Origin of the sequence: Pseudomonas sp. CF161, assembly GCF_000416215.1 — a bacterium.
Taxonomy (GTDB): domain Bacteria; phylum Pseudomonadota; class Gammaproteobacteria; order Pseudomonadales; family Pseudomonadaceae; genus Aquipseudomonas.
The window spans coordinates 1-26,544 of the sequence record NZ_ATLP01000050.1 but is presented as its reverse complement, the minus strand read 5'-3'; the positions used below and the strand labels follow the sequence as shown (position 1 = coordinate 26,544).

Here is a 26,544-nt window from a genome sequence, read left to right as displayed (position 1 = left end):
CCGCGTTGCAGGCCCGGGGCCTGATGGCCGTGGCCGTCACCGCCGACCTGCGCCAGTTGCCCGAGCAGCCGCTGCTGGCGGGCGCCTTGCGCCAGTCGGCCTACCTACACGTGAACAATCCCTGGGAGATTTCCAGTTTATGAATGGCGCCTCACTGGCTGATACCCGGACGGCTGTCGACAGCCATCCGCACCACCCCGAATTTATCGATCTGGTGCCCGGCTCCCTGCGTCGACAGTGGCGCGAGCAAGGGCTGTACAGCGGGCTTGACCTGTTCTCCTCGTTTTACCGCCTGGCCTTGCAGCAACCCCGGGCCCTGGCGGTGGCGGATGCCGGGCAGAGCCTGGATTACCAGCAGTTGCTGGAGCGAGCCCTGAGCCTGGCCCAGGCCCTGGGGCAACAGGGTGTGGTCGCCGGCGATGTGGTGGCGGTGAACCTGGCCAATAGCTGGCAGGCCTGCGCCCTGGACCTGGCCGTGGCGGCGCTGGGGGCGGTGGTCCTGCCGTTTCCCATCGGCCGCAAGAAACGTGAAAGCCGTTCGCTGTTGCAGCGCTCCCGGGCCAAGGCCCTGGTCTGCTCGCGCTGGGTCGGCGAGACCGACTACGGCGCGCTGATCGATGAGCTGGCCGAGCAATTGCCGGCCCTAAGCATCCGCATCCTGCAAGGTCCGGCCCGGGAGGGCTGGCTGGACCTGGAGCGACTCTGGGACGGGCCAAGGCTGGCCTTCGAGCCGGGGCGGATCGACGCCGACGGCCCGGCGCGGCTGATCGCGTCCTCGGGATCGGAGTCGGAGCCCAAGCTGGTGGCCTATTCCCACAACGGCCTGCTCGGCGGCCAGGCGGCCTACCTCGACAGCCTCAGCTGCAGCGACGCCCCGGTGCGTGCCCTGTTTTGCGTGCCCCTGGCGTCGCCGTTCGGCTCCCTGGCCACCTCCTGCGTGATGGCCGCCCAGGGTGGGGCCCTGGTCACCTTGCCGCGCTTTGACCCGGACGAGGTGTTGCGGGCGGTGGTCCGGCATCAGGTCACCCACCTGTATGCCGGGCCGAACATGGTCGACCTGTTGCTGGCCAGCCCGCTGCTGCAGCAAGCGCCCTGGTCCGGGGGCGGCCTGGCGCTGGAAGCGATCATCAGCGGCGGCTCCGCCCTCAGCGCCGAGACCGCCCGTGGCGTGCAGCGCCTGCTGGGGTGTCGCTTGATCCAGTCCTACGGTTCCGCCGACGGCGTGGCCTGCCACACGGCCCTCGACGACCCGGCCTCGGTGCTGGTGGCCAGCGTGGGCAAGCCGGACCCGCGAGTGGTCGGCATCCGCATCGTGGATGAGCAGCAACAGACGCTGCCGATGGGCGAAGTGGGCGAGATCTGGGCCCTCGGGCCCATGACCCCGCTGTGCTACTACGGCGCCCCGGAGCTGAATCAGAGCGCCCGTGCCCCGGGCGGCTGGGTCAAGACCGGCGACAAGGGCCGGCTCGACGCGCAGGGGCGGCTGCAGGTGGTGGGCCGCAAATCCGACGTGATCCTGCGCAAGGGGATCAAGGTCAATGCCGGGGAGCTGGAAATGCTCCTTCACGAACACCCCCAGGTGCTGGACGTGGCGGTGGTCGCCGTGCCCCGCAGCGGCGGCGAAAGCTGGGTCCAGGCCTGCGTGGTCCTGCGCGATCCCCGGCAGGGCTTGAGCCTGGAGGCGGTCAAGCACTTTTTGCAGCACCAGATCGGCCTGGAACGCTTCAAGTGGCCGGATGCCGTCAGCCTGCACCGAGCCTTTCCCCTGGCCCCTTCGGGCAAGGTCGACAAAGCAACTTTACGTGACGAACTATCGAGGAACAGCATGAACCAATCCGTCTCCCCCGTGACCCTGAGCGCCGCCCCGATCCTCGACATCCTGACCGGTGTCGAACGGGCCGGGGTCCTGCGCGCCGCCATCGAACTCAAGGTCTTCGACGGCCTGGCCGAGCAGGCCGCCAGCGCCGCGACCCTGGCCCGGGAACTGGGCACCAGCGAGCGCGGCATGCGCATCCTGCTGTCGGCCCTGGCCGGCCTCGGCCTGCTGCAAGTCGGGGGCGACGGGCGCTATGCCCTCAACGACCTGTCGCGGCGCTACCTGCTGAGGGAGAGCCTGCAATACGTGGGCGGCCTGGCCCAGGTCTACAGCGCCGACCTGATGTGGGAAACCTTCCGCGATTTCAAAAGCGCGGTGATCGCCGGCAAAAGCACCCTGGCGCAGAACATCGAGGCCGATGACCACCCGTACTGGCAGGAGTTTTCCGCGGGGATCGAAAGCACCAGCCGCACCACGGCGCGCCGGGTGGTGGCGCTGTTGGATGAGTGGACGGCGCGGCAAGCGCAGTTGCGGATTCTCGACGTGGCCTGCGGCAACGGCATCTACGGTTTCACCTTTGCCCAGAAGTACCCCCAGGCCCAGGTCACCGGCCTCGACTGGCCGTCGGTGGCCAGCGTCACTGAAGGCTTTGCCCGGCAGTTCGGGGTGGCCGAGCGGGCGCGGGTGATCGGCGGCGATATCTTCTCGGTGGAGATCCCCGGCCAGTACGAACTGGTGATCATGAGCCAGATCCTCCACCACTTCGATCCCGAGCGTTGCCGGCAGTTGATCGCCCGCGCCCGTGCGGTGCTGGCCCCCGGCGGCAAGCTGCTGATCAGCGACTTCATGACCACCGCGATCGACCCGGCCCTGGACCCGCTGCCACGCCTGTTCGCCGCGCAGATGCTCGGCCTGACCGACTGCGGCGACACCTACGCTGTGAGCTTTATCCAGTCGCTGCTGCTGGAGCAGGGCTTTACCGAGGTCAAGGCCCAGCCGCTCAAGGGCCTGCCGATCCACTGCCTGGTGGCCAGCGCCCCGGCCTGATCCGCGCCACTCGCTACCCGCTGTCAACCGGCGCATGGGCTTGCCATGCGCGCGGTTTCCTATTGTCTGGAGGTTTGCATGAACGTTGAACAATCGGCCGTCACCGGGCTTCGCCAGCGTGCTTCGGCGCGCGGCGAGCTGTGGCTGCTGCTGGGTTTTATTGTGGTGACGCTGAACCTGCGGATCGCCTTCGCCGGGGTTGGGCCGATCCTCGGCGAACTGCGCCTGAGCGCGACCCAGGCGACCCTGATTGCCTCGCTGCCGCCGATCTGCCTGAGCCTGTTCGCCCTGGTCGGTGTGCGCCTGCGCCAGCGCTTCGGTGAGGAGCGCACGCTGTTCGCCGCCTTGCTGGTGCTGGCGGTCGGCTGCGGGGTCCGGGCCCTGGGCGTGCACGGTTTGTTTGTCGGCACCTTGCTGGCCGGGGTCGGCATCGCGGTGATGAACGTGGTGGTGCCGGCCCTGGTGCGCAAGCGGTTCCAGCCAACCCAGATCGGCCACATGATGGGCCTGTTTTCCCTGATGCTCGGCAGTGGCGCGGTGTTGACCGCCGGCTTGACCGTGCCGATCTACCAGGGCTTGGGGGCGACGGTCGACGCCGCTTACCTGACCCTGGGCGCCTGGGCCATTCCGGCCTTGATCGCCCTGGTGTTCTGGGCGCCCCAGTTGGGCCATGGGCAGCCGCTTGCCGCGGCGGGCGCAGTGGCCAGCGGGGGCGGGATTCGGGTCCTGAAAAACCGCACCGCCTGGTCGATCACCCTGTTCTTCGGCCTCCAGGCCCTGAACCTCTATGCCTTGCTGGCCTGGTTGCCGAGCATCTATGTCGAGCGCGGGGCCACGGTCGCCGAGGCGGCGCTGTACCTCGCGGTGTCCCAGGTGGGCCTGGTGCTGGGGGGGTATTTCGCGCCGGTGCTGGCGGCCCGGGTCAGGGACCAGCGTGGCTACATTGCCGCCACCGTGGGCTTGTGCCTCGCGGGTTGCCTGGGCCTGCTGTACGCGCCCTTGCCGCTGGCCTGGCTGGCGGTCCTGGTGCTGGGCATCGGCCAGGGCGCAGGGCCGGCCCTGAGTGCCCTGCTGTTTGTGCTGCGCAGCCCCGATCAGCAGGTCACCACCCAGTTGTCGGCCATGGCCCAGGGTTTCGGTTTCATGATCGCGGTGCTCGGCCCTCTGGGCATGGGCTTGCTGCATCAGTATTCCGGGGGCTGGGTCCTTCCGTTGCAGGCCTTGATCGGCATCCTGTTGTTCGAGCTCTGTGTCTCCCTGCGTGCCGGCAAGCCCGGCACCCTGGCTGATTGAGCGGGGGGGGAGGAAGCATGACCCACGCCCGGGAGACCCTGGAGCACCTGTCATTGAGTACCCAGATCAACGCCCGCATCGAGGGCCTGCCGGTGGTCGGCTGGCAGGCCCGGGTGCGCCTGTTGCTGGGGGTGATCACCTTTTTCGAAGCCTTCGACCTGCTGCTGATTTCCTTCACCCTGCCGCTGCTCAAGCAGCAGTGGCAGCTGGACCCGACCCAGGTCACCCTGATCATCGGCAGCGGCACCCTGGGCATGCTCCTTGGCGCGCTGTTCGCCGGGGCCCTGGCCGACCGGGTGGGGCGCAAGCCGGTGTTGCTGGCGGCGATGCTCCTGACCGGGCTGTTCAGTGCGCTGATCGCCTGTTCCAGCGACTGGCAAGGGCTGCTGCTGGGGCGCCTGCTGCAGGGGATCGGGATTGGCGCCGAGGTGCCGATCGCTGCGCTGTACCTCAGCGAAATCGTCAGCTCCAGGGTTCGTGGGCGATTTGTGCTGGTGTATGAGTTGTCCTTTCCCTGCGGCCTGATGTTCGCCGGGGTGGCCTGCACCTGGGCCTTGCCGCTGATGGGCTGGCGCCCGCTGTACTGGCTGGGCAGCGTGCCCCTGTTCCTGGCGGTGCTGGTCTACTTCTATGTGCCCGAGTCGGCGCGCTGGCTGGCGGCACGGGGCCAGTTTCGTCGGGCCCAGGCGTGCATGGCGCACATGGAGCGGGCCACCGGTCGCGCGGTGCCCGAGCCGACGCCGGCCGAGGACCTGGCAACCCCGGGCCACCGGGCCTGTGTGGGCTGGCGACAACTGTTCAAACCTGGGCTGCGGCATGCCTCGGCCAGCGTCGCGGCCTTGTGGTTCCTCGGCTACCTGGTGAATTTCGCCTTGTTGATCTGGCTGCCGAGCCTGTATGTCGAGGTGTTTTCCACGTCCCTGGCGCAGGCCCTGAACTTCGCCTTGTTGAGCAACGTCGCCGGCCTTGCCGGGTGCATGGCCGGTGCCGGGTGCGTCGATCGGATCGGCCGCGTGCCGCTGCTGTTCGGCGGTTACCTGGGGGCCGGCCTGAGCCTGGTGCTGATTGCGCTGACGGTGGCCGCGCAGCAGGTGCTGCTGGTGGCGCTGCTGGCGGCCAGTTGTTCGTTTTTTCTGTATGCGGCGAACATGAGCCTGCACCTCTATACGCCGGAGTTGTATCCCACGTTGCTGCGGGGCAAGGGCGCGGCGTGGGGCGCTTTGTGCAACCGCAGCGGGGCCCTGCTGGGCTCCGTCGGCATGGGCTGGCTGCTGGCCTGGCACTGGGGGGCGATGGCGATTTTCATCCTGCTGGGCGGGCTGTTGCTGCTGGCCAGCGCCATCGCCCTGCAGGCCCGGGAAACCAAAGGCCGGGCGCTGGGTTGAGGCAGTGTCGGATGGAGGTTTATGAGCCCTGCAGTTGTCCCGGCTGATGGGAAGGGCGGTCAAGGCTGAAGATCCGCTTGCGGCTGTGCCAGGCCAGGAGCAATACCAGGCTCAGGCCCGCCAGCAGGCAGCTCAACATGCCGGCGTAGCCGAGACGGTCGAGCAGCACCCCGGCAAGGATCGGCACCAGGGTGCGGGTGGCGACGAACAGGCTCGACTGGATGCCGTAGTCCAGGGCCGCCAGCCCGGGACGGGTGTGGTACATCATCAAGCCGAACATCAGGCCGGCCGAGGCGCCCATCGCCAGGGCCACCAGCATGGCGGCGACGATCAAGGCGTTGTGACCCAGGCCGGCCAGCAGCACCAGGGTCAGGAAACCGATGGCCAGCAGATTGCCCAGGGCCAGCAGCGGCAGGCTGATGCTGGCGCCGATCAGCCGGGTCAGGCGCCCGGCGAGCATGCTGGAGAGGGCGCCGACCAAGCCGCCGACTATCCCGACGATAAGGGCGATGCGGTCCGCGGCGAACCCCTGGTCGAGCATCAGCGGCTTGAGGTACAGCCACACCGCACCGAGGAACGGGTAATACAGCAGCACCAGCAGGCCCCAGGCGCGATGTTCGGCCACCGCGAAGTAACCCGGCCACTGGCGCCAGCCGGCCTGTACCGGCAGCGGCTCGGGCCGAGCCAGGGACGGCGCCTCGGGTTGCCCGACGCCGGGCTTGAGCCAGGGCAGCAGCACCGCCCCCGACAGCAGGCCCAGGCCCAGCACGTAGAAAGGCCAGGCCCAGCCGGCGCGGGTGTGCAGCAGCAACATCACGCCACCGCCGACAATCGCCCCCAGGGACATGGCCGCGGAGCGAATGGCGCCGGCGCGGACCCGCTCCGACTCCGGGAGGATCTGGATCGCCAGGGCGTTCAGCGGCACATCGGCCCAGGTGCCGAGCACGCTGACCAGCATCGCCAGGAGGAACATCAGGCGCGGCTCGGTGTTGCCCAGGTCATGGGCCGCGAGCAGCCACAAGGCGCCGGCGTAGCCGAGCACCAGCACCAGGCTCCAGTTGCGGTAGCTGGCCCGGCCCAGCCGATAGCGATCGACCGGGGTGGCCAGGAGGAATTTGAACATGGCGGGCAGGCCGGCCAGTTGCATCAGGCCGATCTGGGTCCCGCTCCAGCCGTTCTGGCGCATGACCAGGGGCAGGCCGATGTAGAGGTAGATCAGGGGCGCGGTAAGCGCCAGGTTGAGCCAGCCCAGCAACAGCTGTTGGGGCCACCATGAGGTGCGGGGAGCGGGGATCGGCATTGAACAATTCCTTATGAGCGTCGGATCAGGCGCAGGCCCGCCTCCCGGGGAGGGCGGCAGGCGATGACAGGGTCGGCCGGGTCATCCGCGGCGCGGTGGCGCAGGCGGACAGGGCGAGTCAGGACGGTATGTTAGTGCAATCCGAGATGAGAATGATTAGCATTGCGTGTGCGTGGCGGTGAATAACCTATGGGAAACGGCTGGCGGCCTTGGGCTTGCCGGACGCTGTAGTCGGATCCGCTGCCATCAGATCGGTGCCGGCTTCGCCGTGGCACCGCAAGGAAGCCAGGCAAGCGCGGCCGGTCGAGTCAGGCACGCGGATTGAGGGAATGGAAATGCGAGAGTTATCGAGCCCGGCCCGGGCCAGTCAGGATTCATCGGCGTCCTCCTCCTGGACGCAGTTCGAGGGCGCTGCGGGAACGGGCAACTATCAGGTCGAGCGACTGGACTGTGAAGCGGGGTTCACGGTGATCAAGTCCCAGATGACCGCCCACAAGATCTGCGCCGAGCTGTGCCAGCACCAGGGGGCGGAGCGCATGCTGGTGATTGCCTTCGCGTTGTCCGGGCAGTCGGAGTTCCGTTGTCCGAACGGCCGGGAAATGAAGTTCCAGCCCAACCAGGCGACGGTCTCGGTTTTTCGCGAGGGCCAGGGCCAGCGGGTGTACGCCGCCGACACGCCGATCCAGCAATTGCGCCTGGTGGTGACCGAGTCGGCCCTGGCCCGGTTCGTTGGCCCGGAGCGCTGCCAGGGCCTGCTCGGCAGCGCCCTGGGCCAGCATGAAAGCTTTCGCCAGGTGGCCTGCTGCGACATCAACCCCAGCGAGCACCTGCGGCGCCTGAAAAGCCCGAGCATCCACCACCAGGACGGCCTGACCCAGCGCATTCATGCCTTGAGCCTGCTGTCAGAGCAGCTCCAGGCCCTGGAAGTGGCCCCGAGCCGCCAGGCCAAGTTGACCGCCCGGGACCTGGACACCCTGGATCGCATTGACCTGTACATGCAGTCCAATCTGGACCAGCCGCTGAACAACGCCTACCTGTGCGCGGCCATGGGGGTCAGCGAGTACCGGCTCAAGGAATACTTCCGTCAGGTCCACGGCATCAGCCCGGGACGTTACCTGCTGGAGCTGCGGATGAACCGCGCGCGGGAACTGCTGGGCGCCGGCTACCGGGTGTCCGAGGTGGCGTACAAGGTCGGTTACCAGCACCCGAACAACCTGACGGCGGCGTTTACCCGGCACTTTGGCCATACGCCCAAATCGGTGTGCGGCAACCGCGCCACCTGATCTCGGGCAGGGCGCTGCGCTGCCGGGGCGATGAGCCCCTGTGGCAATATCCGGAACGCCGGCTGCCGTTCGCTTGTCAAACCCCCTTCAGCAGCCTGGTGATCAACCCTGTCATGACCCCTTCGGGCCCGGGCGCCTGCCACGTCACTGCGACAATGAGGAATATGCGATGAAAGTTCTGATGGTTCTCACGTCTCACGATCAGTTGGGCAACACCGGTTTGAAAACCGGGTTCTGGCTTGAAGAGTTCGCCGCCCCTTACTACGTGTTCAAGGATGCCGGCGCCGAGGTGGTGCTGGCGTCGCCGGCGGGCGGCCAGCCGCCGTTGGACCCGAAGAGCGCACAGCCCGATTTCCAGACCGCAATGACCCAGCGCTTCAACGCTGACCCGGCGGCGCAGAAGGCCCTGGCCAGCACCGTCAAGCTGGAGACGGTCAACCAGCAAGACTTCGACACGGTGTTCTACCCCGGTGGGCATGGCCCGCTGTGGGACCTGGCCGAGTCCAGGACCTCCATCAGCCTGATCGAGTCGTTCGAGCGTGCCGGCAAGCCCATCGGCTTTGTCTGCCACGCGCCTGGGGCACTGCGCCATGTGCAGGCCGCCGACGGCACGCCGTTGATCAAGGGCCGTCGGGTCACCGGCTTCACCAACGGCGAGGAGGCGGCGGTGCAACTGACCGATGTCGTGCCGTTCCTGATCGAAGATGAGTTCCAGCGCCTGGGCGGGCTGTATGAAAAAGGGCCGGATTGGGCACCGTTCGTGGTCGAGGACGACAAGCTGATCACCGGCCAGAACCCGGCCAGTTCCGAGGCCGTGGCCAAGGCCCTGCTGGCGCGCTTGAGCTAGAGGCCGCGCGGCTTCACCGATAACGCCAGGCACGCACCCGTGGCGAGGGAGCTTGCTCCCGCCGGGCCGCACAGCGGCCCCCCAACAAAGCGCTGGAGTACCCCAGCTCCAGCGCCAGCACACGCCCTCGCCCTGGGTGAGCTCTGGCTTGCCCGTGCCTCAGCTCCCCCCGGGATGCTGATACACCGTCGCACTCCAGTAGCGGCTGCCGTTGCGGCTTTGGCGAGTCCAGCCATCGGCCAGCAGTTGCCTGGCGATCAGGCGATTCATCACCCCATGCCCGAGCAGCAGCACCGGTCCTTCGCTGGCCAGCGACTGCAGGCGTTGCGCTGCACTGCTGGCGCGGGTCCGGGCCTGGGCGGCGGATTCGACCTTGGGTGAGTAACCGTACAGCCATAAGACCCGCAGGATAGCGGCCCAGGTAAACGGCGAGAGCCGTGGTCGTTTCCAGCGGGCATAAGGCAGTTGCGCTTCGCAGAACACCCCGTCGACCAGCACCGGCTCCAGGCCCAGCGCCTGGACCGAGGAGAGCGCACGAGGCGCGCTGCTGGAAACGATCACCCTGGCCCTGGCCGCCAGTTGCCTGCTGGTATCGGGGGCAGGGTGCCGGGTGATGACGGACTGGTCGTAATCTTCGATCCAGGCTTTCATACCCAGCGCCGACACCTTGCCGGTGCTCGCCAGCTGCGGCTGGCCGTGGCGCATCAGGATTATTTCTTTGCTCACCGTCGCTTTACGTCCTTGTAGTCGGGGGGCGCGAGAGTAGCGTTTTTGCGCTGATGGATGGGGATTTATCGCGCACGGCAGGGGGTTAGGGTTTGAACCCGCCATGCTTCCGATACCAATCAAGCGTGTCGCCGATGGTCTGCTCCAGCCCCCGAAAACTCAGGTCCAGTTCCTGTTCGCTCTTGCGGTGGTTGAAGCCGGTGCGGTGCTCCTCCCTGATCAACAGGCGCAAGGTCGCCATGCTCAGCAAAATGGGCTTGCCGGTAAGGCGCGCATAGACCTCCTGGACAGCGGCCAGAGCATAGAGAAAGGGCAGTGGCAGCCGCCGAACCGGGGTCTTGACCCCCGCAATACGCCCCAGGACAGGCACCAGTTGGGCCATGGTCTGGTTCCGTCCTGCGGCAAGATAACGCTCGCCGCGCCGCCCATGCTTGGCGGCGGCAATCAGTGCCCAGGCCACGTCTCGGGCATCGACCACGGAGAAGGTGCCGGGGATCAGCCCGGGCAGCTTGCCATTGACCACATCCTTGACCAATTGCCCCGAAGAGGTCGGCCCCCTGTCGCCCGGACCCCACATCCAGCCCGGCAGCACCATGCAGGCGTGCAGCTCGGGATGGGTTTCAAGAAACTCCAGGAGCACGCGCTCAGCCCGGATCTTGCTGCGGTAGTAGTCATCGGCGTCGGCCTCGGCCCGCAGGCAGGTCTCATCGATGGCGCTGCCCGGTGCGCCGTCGAGCACGGCAATCGAAGAGGTATGGACGAAGCGCCGTATGCCCGCGGCATAAGCCTGGTGCAACAGGGCTTGGGTGCCGGCGACATTGATCTTTTCCAACTGCTCCCGGTGACTGCCACCCTTGTAGTTATCGCGAAAGAAGGCCGCCGTATGAAACAGCGTATCGCAGCCGTGCAGTGCCGCTGCGAACGCCTCGACATCGGCCATGTCCCCCACCACCAACTCCACGCTCGGCAGGTCGTAGAACTGTTGTTCGCCTTTGCTTCGCGAGCGGACCAGGGCCTTGACCGCGTAGCCCCGGGCGACCAACTCACGCACCAGGTTGTTGCCCAGCAGGCCGGTTGCGCCGGTCACGAAGGTGCTGCGTATGGCTGCCTGCGCATCAGGCGGATAGAAGACAGGTGCGGTGTGTGGTGCAAGGTCGTTGTGGCCGGTGGTCATACAGTCCATTCCAGTGGTGTCCAGGGCCGATAGATATACCTTCGCGCCCGCTCATGAAAAACAGCGACTGCTGCATAATGGCTTTGCATATATGCAAAACAGGGAGCAGGGGACGTATGGCTGTGCAAGCAAATTGGGACGATCTTCGTCTGCTGTTGGCCGTCTCGCGCCGTGGCAGTTTTCTGCAGGCCGGCCAGCTGTTGGGTGTCGCGGCGTCGACCGTGTCCCGCCGCCTGACCCAGCTTGAGGCCGCCCTGGGCGAACCCCTCGTCGAACGAGGCGTTGAAGGATGCTGGTTGACCGCGCGTGGCCAATCCCTGGTGGAGGTCGCCCAGGCCGCGGAAGCCGGGTTGCGGCGGCAGACGGCGACTGAGCTGCCGGGGTCGCACCCGGAGCTGCATGGCAGTGTGCTGGTCAGTGCGGGGGAGGGGTTCTCCTCAAGTGTGCTGGAGGCCGCGAGTCGTTTCACCACCCTGCACCCGGGGTGTTCGGTGGAGCTGCAGGTCACTGCCGACTTTCAGAAAATCGCCCGCGGTGTGGCGGACATCGCCGTGCGCACCACGCACCTGGGTGAGCCCTCGCTGATTTATCGAGCCCTGGGCCCGCTTTTCTACGGCGTGTTCGCCGATGCCGAGTACCTCAAGCGCTGTCCTGGGGTGACCCCGGCCACGGCGGTCAATATTGCCTTGCTGCCACCGCTGGACATGTTGCCGCAGATGCGAGCCGCCAAAGCTGCGGGCCTGGACCGGGCGCAGATCAGCGTCAATTCGTTCGCTGCCCAACTGGAGTCGGTGAAGCGCGGCATGGGGGTGGCGGTTCTGCCGCGTATCCTGGCGCAGGACCTGGTCGAGCTGTTCCCGGAGCTGGCGCTTCCCGCCATGGAGGTCTACCTGGTGACCCGGCCCCAGGCGCTGAAGCAGCCCCATACACAGTGTTTCTTCGCCATCCTTGAGCAGGTGCTGCGCGAAGCCCTGTGCATGCAGCCTGCTGAAGGGGGCGCCGGGTGACCCCCGGGTTCGCCATCAACATACTCATGGTTTTTACAGCGATGCTCTGACCACCAATGGACAATCAACCGGCTGGGCTCCCGATACCTCGAGGGTTTCGATCAAGTGTCGGGCGGCATTGCGCCCGATGTCGTAGTACGGCAGTTGCACCGTGGTCAGGGGCGGGATGAACAGCTCGGCGATACCGATCATGTTGTCGTAGCCAAGCACCGCGACGTCGGTGGGGATTTTCAGGCCACGGCCCAACAGCAGTTGGTACGCGCAAAAAGCAATGCGGTCGTTGCCGCAGATCAGAATATCGAACTGCGGACGGCCCTCGATGATGTGCCGTTCGAGGATCGTGGCGGTTTCACCGTAGGCGTCATGTTCGGACAGGTCGTATTGCAACAGTCCCTCAGGGGCCAGGCCGAACGCCTGGCAGGCCCGCTGCATGCCTTTTTGTCGCAGTTCCCAGGCCAGGCTCTGTCTGGGCAGGTTGATAAACAGCGGGCGCCGGTAGCCTTGGCTCAATGCGTGATGGACCGCTCGGTATTGGCCCATTTCGTCGTCGGGCACATAGCTGACCAGACGGCTGTCATCGGCCAGGCAATTGGCGAGGACCAGGGGTTTGCTTTTCAAGCGCTCGGGTATGCACACCTCGCGCAGCCCCATGGCGCTGAAGATCAGACCGTCGGGGCGGTGAGACAGCATCAGGTCGATGTTCTGGTCGGTGGGCGGGTTGCTCAGCAGGTTGAGGATAAAGACGTTCCAGCCGGCTTGTTGCGCGGTCTGCTCGATGGACAGCAGCAGTTCGACCGCGAACGGTGTGGTCGCGGTGTCCAGGGCAAACACGCCGATGGTGCGGGTCTGCAGGTTGTCTCCGCGAATCCTGCGCGCCGACAGGCTCGGTACGAACTGCAGTTCATCAATGGCGCGGCGTACCCGTTGATAGGTCTCGGGGCTCAGTTTTTCCGGATTGTTGAGCGCGCGCGAGACGGTCATCAGGGACACACCGGCCAGCTGTGCAACGTCTTTCACTGAAGTCATGCTGGGCGGGGCCTGTCAGGTTGACGGGCGATCATGACACAGGGGCCGGACTTGTTGCGACTGCAATGACCCCCCTCATAGCCAGCCCGAGGCCAGTGGCCACGCATCGGCAATCGCCACCCGGCCGCCCTGTGCATTGGCCAGCAGCTTGACTCCCAGGCTGTCGGTTTGCGGGTAGAGGCGGCTGCTGAGGGTGAAGCGCCCGGCGCTGTCGAACACTTCGATGGATGAGCGATCGAGGAACACTCGCAGTTCAATTCGCCCCGAGGCCGGGTCTATGGCCACGCTGCGCTGGCCGCTGACATGGCTTCCCGAGTGGCTTCGGTCCAGCACCAGGCGCTGCAGCGCCGCATCGTAGTAGAGCAGGGTGCGTTCATGGCCGTCCGCGCTACAGCGCAAGGCCACCCCCAACTGGCCGTCGGTGTTGCCGAGCAGGTCCAGCAGCAGGTGAATTTCTAGCCTGTCGCCCCGGATATGCGGCACCCATTGGCTGTCCGATTCGCTCAACCAGGGCGTGCCGGTCAATGGCGCCTGGCGCAGCGCGATGAGTTCGCGGGCCGGAAATACCCGCAGCCGATCGGCGTGCAGTTCAAGTTCGCGCGGCAGGCCGAGCATCCCGCGCCAGTGGTGGGCGGTGCAGGGCGTCGGGCTTTCCCACATGTCGAGCCAGGCCCACACCAGGCGCCGGCCATCGGCCGCCTCCAGGGTCTGCGCCGCATAGAAGTCGTGGCCGTTATCCAACTCGATAAAAGGCCCGCCCGTGAACTGCCACTGGCTGTCGAGGCGGCCCACGCGATAACCGGTGTGGTACTTGTTGAGTTGTGCGTAACCCTGGGCTGGCATGCCTTGGGGCGAATACAGCAGCACATCGCGCCCATCGAGGCGAAACAGGTCCGGGCATTCCCACATGTAGCCGTCGCCGTCGCTGCCGCTGGCTGCATAGTCGAGGAACTCCCAGGTGTGCAGGTCCGCAGAGCGGTACAGCGGCAGCAGTGGCTGGTCCTCCAGGCGCGCGCCGGCAATCAGGTACCAGTGCTCATCCTGCCGCCAGACCTTGGGGTCACGAAAATGCATGATACCGGCGTGCGGCGCCGCCTCGATCACCGCGCCGTGCTTGACGAAGTGGATGCCGTCGACGCTGGTGGCGAGGCACTGGACCTGGCGGATAAAACGCTCGTCGCCCACGTCCCCGAGCCAGGTGTGTCCGGTGTAGATCAGGGCCAGGGTGTCGCCGTGGACCACCGCGCTCCCGGAAAAACAGCCGTCACGGTCCACCTCATCGCCGGGCGCCAGGGCAATGGGCAAGTGCTGCCAATGCACCAGGTCAGCGCTCTTGGCGTGCCCCCAATACATCGGGCCCCACTTCGCATCAAAGGGGTAGTGTTGATAGAACACGTGGTATTCGCCGCGAAAGTACACCACGCCGTTAGGGTCGTTCATCCAGCCTGCCGGGGGGGCCAGGTGATAACCCGGGCGATAGTCGTCGACAACCCGCGCCCGGCCGGTGTTCAGCGCCTGTTGCGCCTGCTCGATAGCGGCGGACATCGGATCGCTCAGTGCATTCAAGGACAACGTCATAGGGCGCCTGCTTTGACCGAGTGCAACGCAGCGCCTTCAGCCAGGTGTTGATGGGGCGGTGGCTGGCGTTTCAAGGCGCGGCCATCCGCGTTGAACAGGTGCAGGTGTTCGACCGGCAGGTGCAGCTCGACCCGGTCGCCTGCCTGCCATCCGGCGTTGGCCTCGCAACGGCAGATCAGCGGCTGCTCTTGGCCGGTGTCGAGGTGCACATAGGTTTCGCTGCCCAGGTATTCGACCCCAGTCACGAGCACGCCCGCGTCGCCGTCCGCGGCGTTGAGTGACACCTGCTCCGGGCGGATGCCCAGGGTCACTGGCGCGTCTGCGTCCAGGTCCGAGCTGTCGAAGGGCAGGGCGGTGATGCCCAGTATCGGGCTGTCGATCAGGCTGCTCAGGCCTGGAGCCTGCAGGCGTGCTTCCAGGAAGTTCATCCGTGGCGAGCCCAGAAAGCCGGCGACAAAGCGGCTGGCCGGGCGTTCGTAGAGGTCGCGTGCGGAGCCGACCTGTTCGACTTGGCCACCCTTGAGTACGACGATTTTGTCGGCCAGGGTCATGGCTTCGACCTGGTCGTGGGTGACGTAGATCATGGTCGAGCCCAGGCGCTTATGCAGTCGGGCGATTTCGTTGCGCATCTGCACCCGCAACGAGGCGTCGAGGTTGGACAGCGGTTCATCGAACAACAAAATGTCCGGCTCCCGCGCCATGGCCCGGCCCATTGCCACGCGCTGCCGCTGCCCGCCCGAGAGCTCCTTGGGCTTGCGTTGCAGCAGGGTGTCCAATTGCAGGACCTTCGCGGTTTTCAGCACGCGCTCGCGCAGGCTGATCTTTTCGGTCTTGGCCAGCTTGAGGCCGAAGCTGATGTTGTCGTAGACGCTCATGTGCGGGTACAGCGCATACGACTGAAACACCATGCCGACCCCGCGCTCGCGCGGCTCCAGGTCGTTGACCCGGCGCCCGTCGATCAGCAGGTCGCCGTCGCAGATCGAGTCCAGTCCGGCGATCAGTCGCAGCAAGGTTGACTTGCCGCAGCCCGAAGGACCGACGAAAACCACGAACTCACCCGCTGCAATCTCGAGGCTGACGTCACGCAGAATCCGCATGCCGCCCAATTGTTTGTTGACGTTGGCTAACTTCAGTTTGATCACGATGCTGTTCCTTGTAGTTGTTGGGCATCAACCCTTTAACGCGCCGGTAGTGAGGCCGGAGACGATACGGCGCTGGAAAACCAGGACCAGAATCACCAGCGGCACGGTCACCAGTACCGATGCCGCCATCAGCAGTCCCCAGGGCAGCTCATGGGAGCTGCCGCCGGAAATCAGGGCGATGGCGACCGGGACCGTGCGTTGTGTATCGGTGAGGGTGAAGGTCAGGGCGAACAGGAATTCGTTCCACGCAGCAATAAAAGCCAGCAAGCCGGTGGTTATCAGGGCTGGCCACAGCAGTGGCAGCAGCACGCGGGTCAGGGTGACCCAGGGCGAGGCGCCATCCATGATGGCCGCTTCCTCCAGTTCGTGGGGCAGTTGCCCCATAAAGGTGGTCAGCACCCAGACGGTAAAGGGCAGGGTGAAAATCGTGTAGCTGAGGATCAGCGCCCAGGAAGTGTTGTACAGCCCCAGGGCGCGGATCACTTCAAACAGGCCAGACAGCACCGCCACCTGGGGAAACATGGAGACCCCCAGCACCAGCATCAACACCACACCACGCCCGCGAAACTTGACCCGGCCCAAGGCATAGGCGGCGGTCAGGCTGAGAAACAGCGCCAGCACCACCACGCTCAAGGCAACCAGCAGCGAATTGCTGATGGCTTGCAGAAACGAGGGCTGGCTGAGGACCGCCGCGTAGTTGGAGAAGTCCGGTTTATCGATCCAGTAGCTCACCTCGAACAAGGCGCTGGAGGGCTTGAGTGAAGTGATGATGGCGTAATAGAACGGGAACACCGCATACAGCAGCAGAATCCCGATCAGGCACCAGAGTCCGAGGCGCAGCAGCGCTTTTTTCAGTAGGCGCAGGTTCATGCGCGAACCTCCATTTGTCGGCGTCCAAGATAGAGGTAGAGCACGGCGATAACCGCCACCACCAGAAACAGCAGGGTCGAGGCCGCGCTGCCGTAGCCCACGTCCTGGAATTCCACCAGGTGCTGACGGGCATAGACCGACATGCTCATGGTGCTCGAGGAGTTCGAGGTCAGGACGTAGATCACGTCGAACACGCGCAGCGAGTCGAGGATGCGGAAGATCGCCGCCACCAGCAGGGCCGGCATCAACAGCGGCACCGTGACGCGCCAGAACACCCGCAGCGGATGGATGCCGTCGACCCGTGCGGCTTCGTAGCAATCGCCGGGCAGCATCTGCAAGGCCGCCATCATCAGCAGCGTGACGAAGGGCACGGTTTTCCAGACGTCGACGATGATCACCGCCCACATCGACAGCGCCGCATCCGCAGTCCAGGCCAGGGGCGCGTCGATCAGGCCCAGGCTCAGCATCAGGTGATTGATGACGCCGAACTGGTCGTTGAGCATCCAGGACCAGATCTTGGCCGAGACAATGGTCGGGATCGCCCATGGGATCAGAATCAAGGCCCGCACCAGGGAACGGCCGGTGAACTTGAGGTTCAGCAGCAACGCCACCAGCAGCCCCAGGACCATTTCCAGGCCCACCGAGATCACGGTGAAGTGCAGGGTGTTGCGCACCGCGTTCCACCATTGCGGATCGACCAGGATCCCCGACCAGCCGGAGCCGTTATGGAACAGGTAATTGCTCAGGCCGACAAAGGAACCGCCAGTGGTGTCCGCCAGGTTGGCGTCGGTCAGGCTGAACCAGAAGGTGCGCAACAGCGGCCAGGCCGCGACCAGTGCCAGGCACAGCAGCATTGGCGCCAGAAACAGCCAGGCGGCACGCACGCGGCGGCGCTGGACAGGGGTTTCCCGAGTGGCGAGAGGCTCGTCACAGGAGATCGCGGTAGAAGAGACAGGCATGAGAGATTCCTTTCTTGTGGCTTACCAGTTCCGGTGCTTGATGCGCGTCAGTTCGCCTTCCAGCTCGAGCAGTGCCTGGTCCACCGGCAGTTCGCCGGCCAGCACGCCATGCACCCGATCAAAGAACGCGTTGGAGACTCGCGGATAGCGGCTGGCGGTGATCGCGGCGGGGCGCATCACCCCATCGTTGAGAATGTCGCGCAGCTGGCTGTAGTAAGGCATTGCCGCGAGCAGGTCGGGGTCTTGGTAGAGCGACTCGATAACCGGGTTGTAGGCACCGGTCAGGGCCCGGTGTTTTTGCTGTTCGGCGCTGCTCAGGTAGGCCACCAGTTCTGCGGCAAGTTTCGGGTTGGCGCTGTAACGGGAGACCGCCAGGCCCCATCCGCCAAGCGTCGAGGCGTGGCTGCCGGCGGTGCCGCCGCGGGGCAGGGGAGCGACCCCAACCTGATCCTTGACCGCGCTGTCCGGGCTTTGGACCAAGGCCCAGACATACGGCCAGTTGCGCATGAACAGCGCGTTGCCCGACTGGAATACCCCACGTCCTTCCTCCTCGGTGTAATTGAGTACGCCGCGCGGGGAGATGTCGCCGACCCAGCTTTTGGCCAGGGTCAGGGCTGCCCGTGAGGCCTGGCTGTTGACCACGATCTCTCCCTGCGGGTTGATCAATCCGCCCTGGGGCTGGCTGCTGATCCACTCCAGGGCATTGCAGGTCAAACCCTCGTAGGCGCGGCCCTGGAAGATGTAGCCCCAGGCATTGGGGTTGCCGGCACTACGCTCGGCCTGCTGCACCTCTCGGGCGGTGGTGGTCATCTCTTCCCAGGTCTGGGGAACCGGCTTGTGGTACTTCTCGAGCAGGTCCTTGCGGTAATACAACAGGCCCGAATCCGTGAACCACGGCATTGTCACCAGCCGTCCATTGACCGTGGCGTTATCGACCTGGGCCTGGAAGTAGCCTTGGGTCACATCGCCCGGCAGCACTTCGCGCAGGTCCATCAAGTGCTTGGCCAGCATTCCCGGCCACACCATGTCGATTTGAATGATGTCTATGTCGGCGGACTGGGCACTGAGGATCTGCTGGTAGAACGACAAACGCTCAGTGGCCGAGTTCGGTGTGGAAACCACCTCGACCCGGTTGCCAGTCTGTTTCGACCAGGCATCGACGGCCTCTTTGCACAGTTGCAGTTCGGCACCTACGGCACCGCATGAGATCGTCAGGTTGGCTGCGTTCGAGAGCAATGGAAACCCGGCGCAGAGCGTGAAAAAAGCGGCTGGAAGAAGCGATTTAAGCTGTTTCATGAAGCCCTCTTTATTTTTGTTTTTATAAAAGTTAACGTTAACATCGCCAAATGTAGCAGCGTATATGCGATGAGGCACCCTTTTTTTCGCTGATTTTGACAATTCGCTCATCAGCCGAAAAAAAGGCCGACCACCTACAGAAAACAATAAAAACAAACAGGAAAAACCACATGCAGAAAGCATCAAGCTGGCTCTTCGCAGGGGTGCTCGGCACCTCATTGGCGAACGCTCAGGCCGCGACTCTGGAGGAGCGCATGGCGGCATTCGAAGCCCGCGCCAGCGCCGCGGAAACACGTGCGGCCAGGGCCGAACAGCAAACCCAGGCGCTGGCCAAGGAACTGCAACAACTCAAGCTCGCCACGCCCGCCGTGGCGCCTGCCGTCGCTGCCACAACCCCCACCGCCAATGCCGGCGCCGCGCCGACGCTGGACACCCGGGTGGCCACCCTCGAAGCCCGTCAGCAGAGCCTGGAAAAACGGCGCAGCCCCTCTGAGCACCTCACCGACGGGTTCAGTTTCAAGGGCTACGCTCGCTCCGGATTGCTGATCAACGACAGCCTGGGTGGCGGTCGCGGCGGCCCTTACACCACCCCTGCCGGTTCGGTCGGCGGGGCAGTGGGGCGCCTTGGCAACGAAGACGACACCTACATGCGCATCGACCTGTCGAAAGAGGCGTATGCGCAGAACGGCACCCATTCCAAGTTCACCGTGTCGATCGCCGATGGCGTTGAAAGCTCCAATGACTGGACCGCCCAGGAGAGCAACCTGAACGTGCGCCAGGTGTTTACCGAACTCGACCACCTCGCCGCCTTCAAGGGCAATTCGGTGTTTGAAAACGCCACCCTGTGGGCCGGCAAGCGCTTTGACCGGGACAACTTCGATATCCATTGGCTGGACTCGGATGTGGTGTTCCTGGCCGGCACCGGCGGAGGCATCTACGACCTGCAGATGAACAGGAATTGGCGCTCCAATTACTCATTGATCGGGCGTACCTACGGCGACTTCAGCGAGGGCGGGGTGGATGCCGAGGTCGAAAGCTACATCCTGACCTCCAATCAATTCTTCAACGACGGCCAGTGGCAGTGGATGTTCAATGCCATCGGCGCCAAGCAGAACGACATCGGCAGCCGCGCCAATAAAGCCGGCCTGACCCCCGCCGATTCCGGCCTGCACAGTATGCTGGCCAACCATCAGAAGAACTTTTTCGGTCGCGAAGGCTTCTTCAAGACGGCGCTGCTCTATGGCCAAGGCTTGGGCGCAGAGGTCAAAAACATCGGTTCGGATGGTGAGCTGATCGAAGATGCCCGTGCTTTGCGCCTGGCGGTGTATGGCGAGACGCCACTGGTCCCGGGCTGGCGCGTTGGTCCCAGCCTGCTGGCCGAACGCAGCAGCGATCGCTACGTCAAAGGTGACGACTACCGTTGGATGACCCTGAACCTGCGCCTGGCCAATGAGATCAACAGCAATTTCGAGATGGCCTACGAAGTGAGCTGGCAGACCATGGACCTGGACCCCAAGGGCTACCAGCAACGCAATGCGGTCGACGGCAACTTCTGGAAATTCACCGTTGCTCCGACCTTCAAGCCGGATTTCGGTGACTTGCTGACCCGGCCCCAACTTCGCGTATTCGCAAGCGTTATGGACTGGTCGTCGGACCTGGACCGCTACAGTGCGGCGGATGCGTTCGGCAAGAGCGACTTCAGCGCCGGTGGCACATGGCAATACGGCATACAGATGGAAACGTGGTTTTAAGCCATCAGCGGGCAATGGGCCTGACGCGCAGCCTTGCGCACCCGCAGGCCTGATCGCACCGGCCTCCCAAGCCCGATCTATACGCCATCTTAATATCCACCCGGGCAATCAGTGCCCGTCCTTGATACGGCCTCTCTTATGCTTTTGCGCAGGGGAGGTCAGGTCAATCCGTGCCTTGATCATCCCCCTGTTGGCGCCCGGTTTCGGGGGCCATCTTCGAATAATGGCTGCGGGTCTCAGGCTGCGAATTCACATCGCCCATGACTCTTTTCGCCTTCATCAAGGGGAGCTGTCTTGTTAACACTGGAATTCATCTACGGCGCCAGCGGCGTGTGCGCTGTCGCTCTGTTCGCCTACCTGGGGTACGCCCTGATTCGTGCAGAAAAATTCTGATGGCCCGGCCATAGCGTTTTTCATTCGCCCTGCGGGGCTATCCCAAACAAGGAAACCGGCAATGTACGACCTGACGTTCGTGGGGTTGACCCTGTTGTTTTTTGGCGTGACAGCCTGGGCCATTGGCGCCTTGGGCAAGATTTGAACGGAGCATCGACATGTTGAGCACTCTGCTGGAATTTGCGGTGATTCTCGGTCTGATGACCGGGCTTGCCGTGCTGATGGGGAAATGGCTGACCCGGGTGTTCACCGCACCGGGGCATGCCTTGCTGGAGCGCGGAACCTACCGCCTGCTGGGGGTTGATCCGCAGGAATCCATGGGCTGGGCGCGTTATGGCTCGGCGCTGCTGTTGTCGAATCTGGCGATGATGCTGCTGGGCTACATCCTGTTGCGGGTACAGGGCAGCATGCCCCTCAATCCGCTGGAACTGGTGGCGCAGACCCCGGACCTGGCGTTCAACACTGCGGCGTCCTTTATCACCAATACCAACTGGCAGGCCTACTCGGGCGAAACCAGCCTGTCGAACTTCAGCCAGATGGCGGTGATTACCTTCCTGATGTTTGTCGGGGCGACCTCCGGGGTGGTGGCGGCAGCGGGTTTCATTCGCGGCCTGAGCCGTTCCAATGCCACCGGTATCGGCAACTTCTGGGTCGACTTCACCCGCATCCTGTACCGGGTGATGCTGCCGCTGTGCTTTGCCATGGCGCTGGTCTATGTCTGGCAGGGCATGCCGCAAACCCTGTATTCCCAGGCGCTGGCCACGACGCTTGAGGGCGCGCAACAGCAGTTGATTGTGGGCGCGGTGGCGAGCTTCGAGTCGATCAAGCACATCGGCACCAACGGCGGCGGCTTCTTCAGCATGAACGCCGCGCACCCCTTCGAAAACCCCACGCCGCTGACCAACGCCTTGCACATCCTGAGCATGTTGCTGATCCCCTCGGCCCTGACCTACACCTTCGGCAGCATGCTGTTGCGCCGGCGCCAGGGCTGGGTGTTCTTCGGCACCTTCCTGGTGATGTTCATCGGCTTCCTGAGCATCGTCTACGTCGCCGAGCAGGGCGGTAATCCGTTGCTGACCCAGGCCGGCGCCGACCAGATGCTGTCGTCGACCCAGAGCGGCGGCAACATGGAGGGCAAGGAACTGCGCTTCGGCATTGCCGACACCAGTCTGTTTGTCACCACCACCACCGGTGCGACGACCGGCTCGGTGAACGCGATGCACGACTCGCTGACCCCGATGGGCGGCTTCGTGCCCCTGGCGCAGATGATGCTCAACTGCGTGTTTGGCGGCGACGGCGTGGGCTTTATCAACCTGATCCAGTACGCGCTGCTGACGGTGTTCCTGGTGGGCATGATGATCGGTCGCAGCCCCGAGTTCCTGGGCAAGAAGATCGAGGCCAGGGAAATCAAGCTGGTCATGCTTTCGGTCCTCGCGCACCCCATCAGCATCCTCGGCTTCACCGCCCTGGCGGCGCTGTGGCCGGACACCCTGAAAAGCCTCAACAACATCGGCCCCCATGGCTTCAGCGAGGTGCTGTACGCCTACACCTCGGGCACGGCCAACAACGGTTCGGCCTTCGCCGGGCTCAATGCCAACACGCCCTTCTTCAACACCACCATTGGCCTGGCGATGCTGATCGGACGCTTCTTCACCATGTTGCCGATGCTGGCCGTGGCCGGTTCCCTGGCCCTGAAGAAAAACATCCCGGCCGGTGCCGGCACCATCCCCACCGCGACACCGCTGTTTATGGTGCTGGTGGTGTTCGTGGTGTTGGTGGTAGGTGGCCTGACTTTCCTGCCGGCGCTTGCGCTGGGCCCGCTGGTGGAGCAATTGCAATTGCTGTCCGGCCAGACGTATCCATAAGGGGCTGTGTGATGACGACTCAAACTCAAATCAAGACCCAACCCCTGCTCAAAGGGTTGCTGCGCCCGGTGCTGGTGTCGGCGGGGTTTTTCATGCTGTTGACCGGCCTCGGCTACCCGCTGGCGACCACCCTGGTGGCCAACCTGATGTTTCCCCATCAGGCCCAGGGCAGCCTGATCGAGCGCGACGGGCGGGTGATCGGCTCGGCGCTGATCGGCCAGCAGTTTTCCCGGCCCGAGTACTTCCAGGGCCGCCCGAGCATGACCGCCGACCAGCCCTATAACGCCGGCTCCAGCGGCGCGAGCAACCTCGGGCCGACCAGCCAGAAGCTGATGGACCAGGTGGCGCAGCGGGTTCAGGCCTATCGCCAACTCAATGGCCTGGCAGCAGACAGCCAGGTGCCGGTGGACGCGGTGACGGCTTCGGCCTCGGGCCTGGACCCGCACATCTCCCTGGCCAATGCCCAGCTTCAGGCGGCGCGGGTGGCGCGCCTGCGCCAGTTGCCCGAGGCCGAACTGCTGAAGGTGGTTCAGGCCCATACCGAGCAGCGCACCCTGGGCCTGCTGGGTGAGCCCCGGGTCAATGTGCTGCAACTCAACCTCGCGCTCGATGCCCTGCATCAGCAACCCCTCGCGGCCAGTGAGTAAGAGAAACAACCATGCGTAACAAGAAACCGTTGTTCGATCGCACCATCGTGCTGACTGCCTGCCTGGATGCGTTCAAGAAACTGGCGCCCCAGGCCCAGTGGAAAAACCCGGTGATGCTTGTGGTCTACCTGGGCAGCATTCTCACCACTCTGTTGTGGGTGCAGTCCCTGGGCGGTGCTGGCGAAGCCCCCAGCGGCTTTATCCTGAGCATCACCCTGTGGCTGTGGTTCACCGTGTTGTTCGCCAACTTTGCCGAAGCCCTGGCCGAAGGCCGCAGCCGCGCCCAGGCCGCGAGCCTGCGCAGCATGAAACGCCAGACCCTGGCCAAGCTGCTCAAGCAGCCCAAACACGGTGCCGCCTGGGCGCCGACCGAGGCCAGTCTGTTGCGCAAGGGCGCCGTGGTCCTGATCGAGGCCGGCGACCTGGTGCCCCTGGACGGAGAGGTGATCGAAGGGGTGGCGTCGGTGGATGAAAGCGCGATCACCGGCGAATCGGCGCCGGTGATTCGCGAGGCCGGCGGCGACTTTTCCTCGGTCACCGGCGGCACTCGGGTGCTATCGGACTGGCTGGTGGTACGCATCAGCGTCAACCCCGGCGAGTCGTTCCTGGACCGCATGATCTCCATGGTCGAGTCGGCCAAGCGGCAGAAAACCCCGAACGAGGTGGCCCTGACCATCCTGCTGGTGGGCCTGACGTTCCTGTTCCTGTTGGTGATTGTCACCCTCAGCCCGTACTCGATCTTCGCCGTGGCCATGGGCGGCAGCGGCAGCGTGGTCAGCGCCACGGTGCTGGTGGCGTTGCTGGTGTGCCTGATTCCCACCACCATCGGCGGCCTGTTGTCAGCCATTGGCGTGGCGGGCATGAGCCGGATGATGGCGGCCAATGTCATCGCCACCTCGGGCCGCGCAGTGGAAGCGGCCGGTGACGTCGACGTGCTGTTGCTGGACAAGACCGGCACCATCACCCTGGGCAACCGCCAGGCCTGCGCCTTCCTGCCCGCACCCGGGATTCAGGAAGCGGAGCTGGCCGACGCAGCGCAATTGGCGTCCCTGGCCGATGAAACCCCGGAAGGGCGCAGCATCGTGGTGCTGGCCAAGCAGAAGTTCGACCTGCGTGCCCGGGACCTGCAACAACTGCAGGCCAGTTTCGTGCACTTCACCGCGCAGACCCGCATGAGCGGGGTCGACTTGCCCGCTGGCCGCCAGTTGCGCAAGGGCGCGGCGGATGCGATCCGGGCCCATGTCGAAGCCCTGGGGGGCAGCTTTCCCCAGGCGTTGCAGGCCCGGGTGGACGAAGTGGCACGCCGTGGCAGCACGCCGCTGGTGGTGTCTGACGGGCCGCAGGTGCTGGGGGTGATCGAGCTCAAGGACGTGGTCAAGGGCGGGATGAAGGAGCGGTTTGCCGAGTTGCGGCGCATGGGCATCAAGACCGTGATGATCACCGGCGATAACCGCCTCACCGCGGCCGCCATTGCGGTGGAGGCGGGGGTCGATGACTTCCTGGCCGAGGCGCGTCCCGAGGACAAGCTGCAACTGATCCGCGACTACCAGGCCCAGGGCAAACTGGTGGCGATGACCGGCGACGGCACCAACGACGCCCCGGCGCTGGCCCAGGCGGATGTGGCCGTGGCGATGAACAGCGGGACCCAGGCGGCCAAGGAAGCGGGCAATATGGTCGACCTCGACAGCAACCCGACCAAGCTGATCGAGGTGGTGGAAGTCGGCAAGCAGATGCTGATGACCCGGGGCGCGTTGACCACCTTCAGCGTGGCCAACGATGTGGCCAAGTATTTTGCTATCGTACCGGCCGCTTTCGTCGCGACTTACCCGCAACTGGGGGCATTGAACGTGATGCAACTGAGCAGCCCGAACTCGGCGATCCTCAGTGCGGTGATCTTCAATGCGCTGATCATCGTGTTCCTGATCCCCCTGGCGCTCAAGGGCGTGACCTACCGGGCGATCGGCGCGGCGGCGCTGCTCAACCGCAACCTGCTGATCTACGGGGTGGGCGGGGTGCTGGTGCCGTTTGCCGGGATCAAGATCATCGATCTGCTGTTGACCGGGCTCGGCCTGGTCTGAAAGGACTGACTGCACGGCGCCGCCCCTGGCGCCGCGCAGTTCACAAGGAATGCCATGGCTGTCATCGACACCTTTACTGCTGCATCGGATGGACGCCCCGACCCGGACGCGCTGCTGGAAAAACTGCAACAGCAGGAGCAGGCCGCGCAACAGGGCAAATTACGGATCTACTTCGGCTCCAATGCCGGGGTGGGCAAGACCTGCGCCATGCTCAGCGCCGCGCGCCACGAACAGAGCCAGGGCCGGGACGTGGTGGCCGGCGTGGTCGAAACCCACGGCCGGCGCGACACCGCCGAGGGCCTCAAGGGCCTTGAGGTCCTGCCCCGCAGCAGCCTGCTGCATCGCGATACCACCCTGAGCGAGTTCGACCTGGATGCCGCCCTCGAGCGTCATCCTTCGGTATTGCTGGTGGACGAGCTGGCCCACAGCAACGTCCCCGGCTCCCGCCACCCCAAGCGCTGGCAGGATGTGGAAGAACTGCTGCGTGCCGGGATCGACGTGTGGACCACGCTCAACGTCCAGCACCTGGAAAGCCTCAACGACATCATCAGCGGGATCATCGGCATTCGCGTGCGCGAGACGGTGCCCGACCATGTGTTCGACAACGCCCATGAAGTGCTGGTGATCGACCTGCCGCCTGACGACCTGCTGCGCCGGCTCAAGGACGGCAAGGTCTACCAGGCGCCCCAGGCGGAGCGGGCGTCGCGCAACTTTTTTCGCAAGGGCAACCTGCTGGCCCTGCGCGAACTGACCCTGCGCCGCACCGCCGACCGGGTCGATGCGCAGATGCGCGACTACCGCCGCGAACGCTCGATCATCACCCTGTGGCCGGCGCGCGAGCGCTTGCTGGTGGGCGTGGCCGGGCACCCGTCCGACGAGCGCCTGGTGCGTGAGGCGGCGCGCCTGGCGCAAAAGCTCGAGGCGGACTGGTTGGTGGTGCATGTCAGCGGCCCGCAGCGCCGGGGCAAGGCGGCCAACCGCTACGCCAGCGCCATGAAGACCCTGGCCCTGGCTGCCGAATTTGGCGGCGATACCCTGACCCTGAGTGGCATGGACGTCGC

The 26,544-nt window shown here is 65.0% G+C and carries 21 protein-coding genes; 12 read left to right on the top strand and 9 right to left on the bottom strand.

All coding sequences use genetic code 11. The features are described 5' to 3' along the window. The first annotated feature begins 139 nt into the window (after window positions 1-139). The 3 genes from CF161_RS31785 (at window position 140) to CF161_RS08835 (ending at window position 5,541) form a co-directional block, all read left to right on the top strand. The gene (locus tag CF161_RS31785) at window positions 140-2,863 is read left to right on the top strand and encodes an AMP-binding protein (protein ID WP_020296232.1); all 2,724 of its coding nucleotides are present in this window, start codon (window positions 140-142) and stop codon (window positions 2,861-2,863) included. Between the two features lie 78 nt (window positions 2,864-2,941). Next, window positions 2,942-4,156 carry an MFS transporter gene (locus CF161_RS08840; protein ID WP_020296231.1) on the top strand — a complete coding sequence of 405 codons (1,215 nt, stop codon included), beginning with the start codon at window positions 2,942-2,944 and terminating at the stop codon, window positions 4,154-4,156. 17 nt (window positions 4,157-4,173) lie between these two features. Next, on the top strand, window positions 4,174-5,541 hold the full coding sequence (locus tag CF161_RS08835) for an MFS transporter (RefSeq protein ID WP_020296230.1): 1,368 nt from the start codon (window positions 4,174-4,176) through the stop codon (window positions 5,539-5,541). Between the two features lie 19 nt (window positions 5,542-5,560). Here the strand turns inward: CF161_RS08835 and CF161_RS08830 are convergent, their stop codons facing one another. Next, window positions 5,561-6,841, bottom strand: a complete 1,281-nt coding sequence (locus tag CF161_RS08830; protein WP_020296229.1) for an MFS transporter — start codon at window positions 6,839-6,841, stop codon at window positions 5,561-5,563. 335 nt (window positions 6,842-7,176) lie between these two features. Here CF161_RS08830 and CF161_RS08825 point away from each other — a divergent pair, with 335 nt between their 5' ends. After that, window positions 7,177-8,124, top strand: coding sequence for an AraC family transcriptional regulator (locus tag CF161_RS08825; protein ID WP_043228957.1), 948 nt, complete (start codon window positions 7,177-7,179; stop codon window positions 8,122-8,124). Between the two features lie 169 nt (window positions 8,125-8,293). Further along, window positions 8,294-8,971, top strand: coding sequence for a type 1 glutamine amidotransferase domain-containing protein (locus tag CF161_RS08820; protein ID WP_020296227.1), 678 nt, complete (start codon window positions 8,294-8,296; stop codon window positions 8,969-8,971). Between the two features lie 159 nt (window positions 8,972-9,130). Here the strand turns inward: CF161_RS08820 and CF161_RS08815 are convergent, their stop codons facing one another. Together CF161_RS08815 and CF161_RS08810 are read right to left on the bottom strand one after the other, a co-directional pair. After that, window positions 9,131-9,676, bottom strand: a complete 546-nt coding sequence (locus CF161_RS08815) for a histidine phosphatase family protein (protein WP_020296226.1) — start codon at window positions 9,674-9,676, stop codon at window positions 9,131-9,133. Between the two features lie 106 nt (window positions 9,677-9,782). Beyond that, window positions 9,783-10,799, bottom strand: coding sequence for an SDR family oxidoreductase (locus CF161_RS08810; RefSeq protein WP_043228955.1), 1,017 nt, complete (start codon window positions 10,797-10,799; stop codon window positions 9,783-9,785). Window positions 10,800-10,987: 188 nt separating this feature from the next. Between CF161_RS08810 and CF161_RS08805 the strand changes: the two genes are divergently transcribed. Further along, the gene (locus CF161_RS08805; RefSeq protein WP_020296224.1) at window positions 10,988-11,878 is read left to right on the top strand and encodes a LysR family transcriptional regulator; all 891 of its coding nucleotides are present in this window, start codon (window positions 10,988-10,990) and stop codon (window positions 11,876-11,878) included. A gap of 33 nt (window positions 11,879-11,911) precedes the next feature. Here CF161_RS08805 and CF161_RS08800 read toward each other — a convergent pair whose 3' ends face one another. The 6 genes from CF161_RS08800 to CF161_RS08775 all read right to left on the bottom strand — a co-directional run bounded on the left by CF161_RS08800 (window position 11,912) and on the right by CF161_RS08775 (window position 18,749). Beyond that, complete coding sequence (locus CF161_RS08800) at window positions 11,912-12,904, bottom strand: LacI family DNA-binding transcriptional regulator (protein WP_020296223.1); 993 nt, start codon at window positions 12,902-12,904, stop codon at window positions 11,912-11,914. A 75-nt stretch (window positions 12,905-12,979) separates the two neighbouring features. Next, the gene (locus tag CF161_RS08795; protein ID WP_020296222.1) at window positions 12,980-14,482 is read right to left on the bottom strand and encodes a sucrose-6-phosphate hydrolase; all 1,503 of its coding nucleotides are present in this window, start codon (window positions 14,480-14,482) and stop codon (window positions 12,980-12,982) included. Next, window positions 14,479-15,624: an ABC transporter ATP-binding protein gene (locus CF161_RS08790; RefSeq protein ID WP_020296221.1), complete on the bottom strand. Its 1,146-nt coding sequence runs from the start codon at window positions 15,622-15,624 to the stop codon at window positions 14,479-14,481. Before CF161_RS08790 ends, CF161_RS08795 begins: the two co-directional genes overlap by 4 nt. Window positions 15,625-15,651: 27 nt before the next feature. After that, complete coding sequence (locus tag CF161_RS08785; protein WP_020296220.1) at window positions 15,652-16,494, bottom strand: carbohydrate ABC transporter permease; 843 nt, start codon at window positions 16,492-16,494, stop codon at window positions 15,652-15,654. Continuing rightward, on the bottom strand, window positions 16,491-17,453 hold the full coding sequence (locus CF161_RS08780; protein ID WP_043228952.1) for a carbohydrate ABC transporter permease: 963 nt from the start codon (window positions 17,451-17,453) through the stop codon (window positions 16,491-16,493). Before CF161_RS08780 ends, CF161_RS08785 begins: the two co-directional genes overlap by 4 nt. Window positions 17,454-17,474: 21 nt before the next feature. Then, window positions 17,475-18,749: an ABC transporter substrate-binding protein gene (locus CF161_RS08775; RefSeq protein WP_020296218.1), complete on the bottom strand. Its 1,275-nt coding sequence runs from the start codon at window positions 18,747-18,749 to the stop codon at window positions 17,475-17,477. 170 nt (window positions 18,750-18,919) lie between these two features. On the opposite strand from CF161_RS08775, the gene CF161_RS08770 reads away from it, so the two are divergent. From CF161_RS08770 to CF161_RS08750, 6 genes are all read left to right on the top strand, one after another. Continuing rightward, window positions 18,920-20,500, top strand: a complete 1,581-nt coding sequence (locus CF161_RS08770) for a carbohydrate porin (RefSeq protein WP_020296217.1) — start codon at window positions 18,920-18,922, stop codon at window positions 20,498-20,500. 294 nt (window positions 20,501-20,794) lie between these two features. Next, on the top strand, window positions 20,795-20,893 hold the full coding sequence (kdpF, locus tag CF161_RS32135) for a K(+)-transporting ATPase subunit F (RefSeq protein ID WP_020296215.1): 99 nt from the start codon (window positions 20,795-20,797) through the stop codon (window positions 20,891-20,893). Between the two features lie 158 nt (window positions 20,894-21,051). Then, a complete protein-coding gene (kdpA, locus tag CF161_RS08765; protein ID WP_020296214.1) occupies window positions 21,052-22,758 on the top strand; it encodes a potassium-transporting ATPase subunit KdpA in 1,707 nt (568 codons plus the stop codon). 11 nt (window positions 22,759-22,769) lie between these two features. Then, window positions 22,770-23,405, top strand: coding sequence for a potassium-transporting ATPase subunit KdpC (gene kdpC, locus CF161_RS08760; RefSeq protein WP_020296213.1), 636 nt, complete (start codon window positions 22,770-22,772; stop codon window positions 23,403-23,405). A gap of 11 nt (window positions 23,406-23,416) precedes the next feature. Beyond that, window positions 23,417-25,483: a potassium-transporting ATPase subunit KdpB gene (gene kdpB, locus CF161_RS08755; protein ID WP_020296212.1), complete on the top strand. Its 2,067-nt coding sequence runs from the start codon at window positions 23,417-23,419 to the stop codon at window positions 25,481-25,483. 54 nt (window positions 25,484-25,537) lie between these two features. Further along, the coding region (locus CF161_RS08750; protein WP_020296211.1) for a universal stress protein at window positions 25,538-26,544 on the top strand (1,007 nt) is incomplete at its 3' end.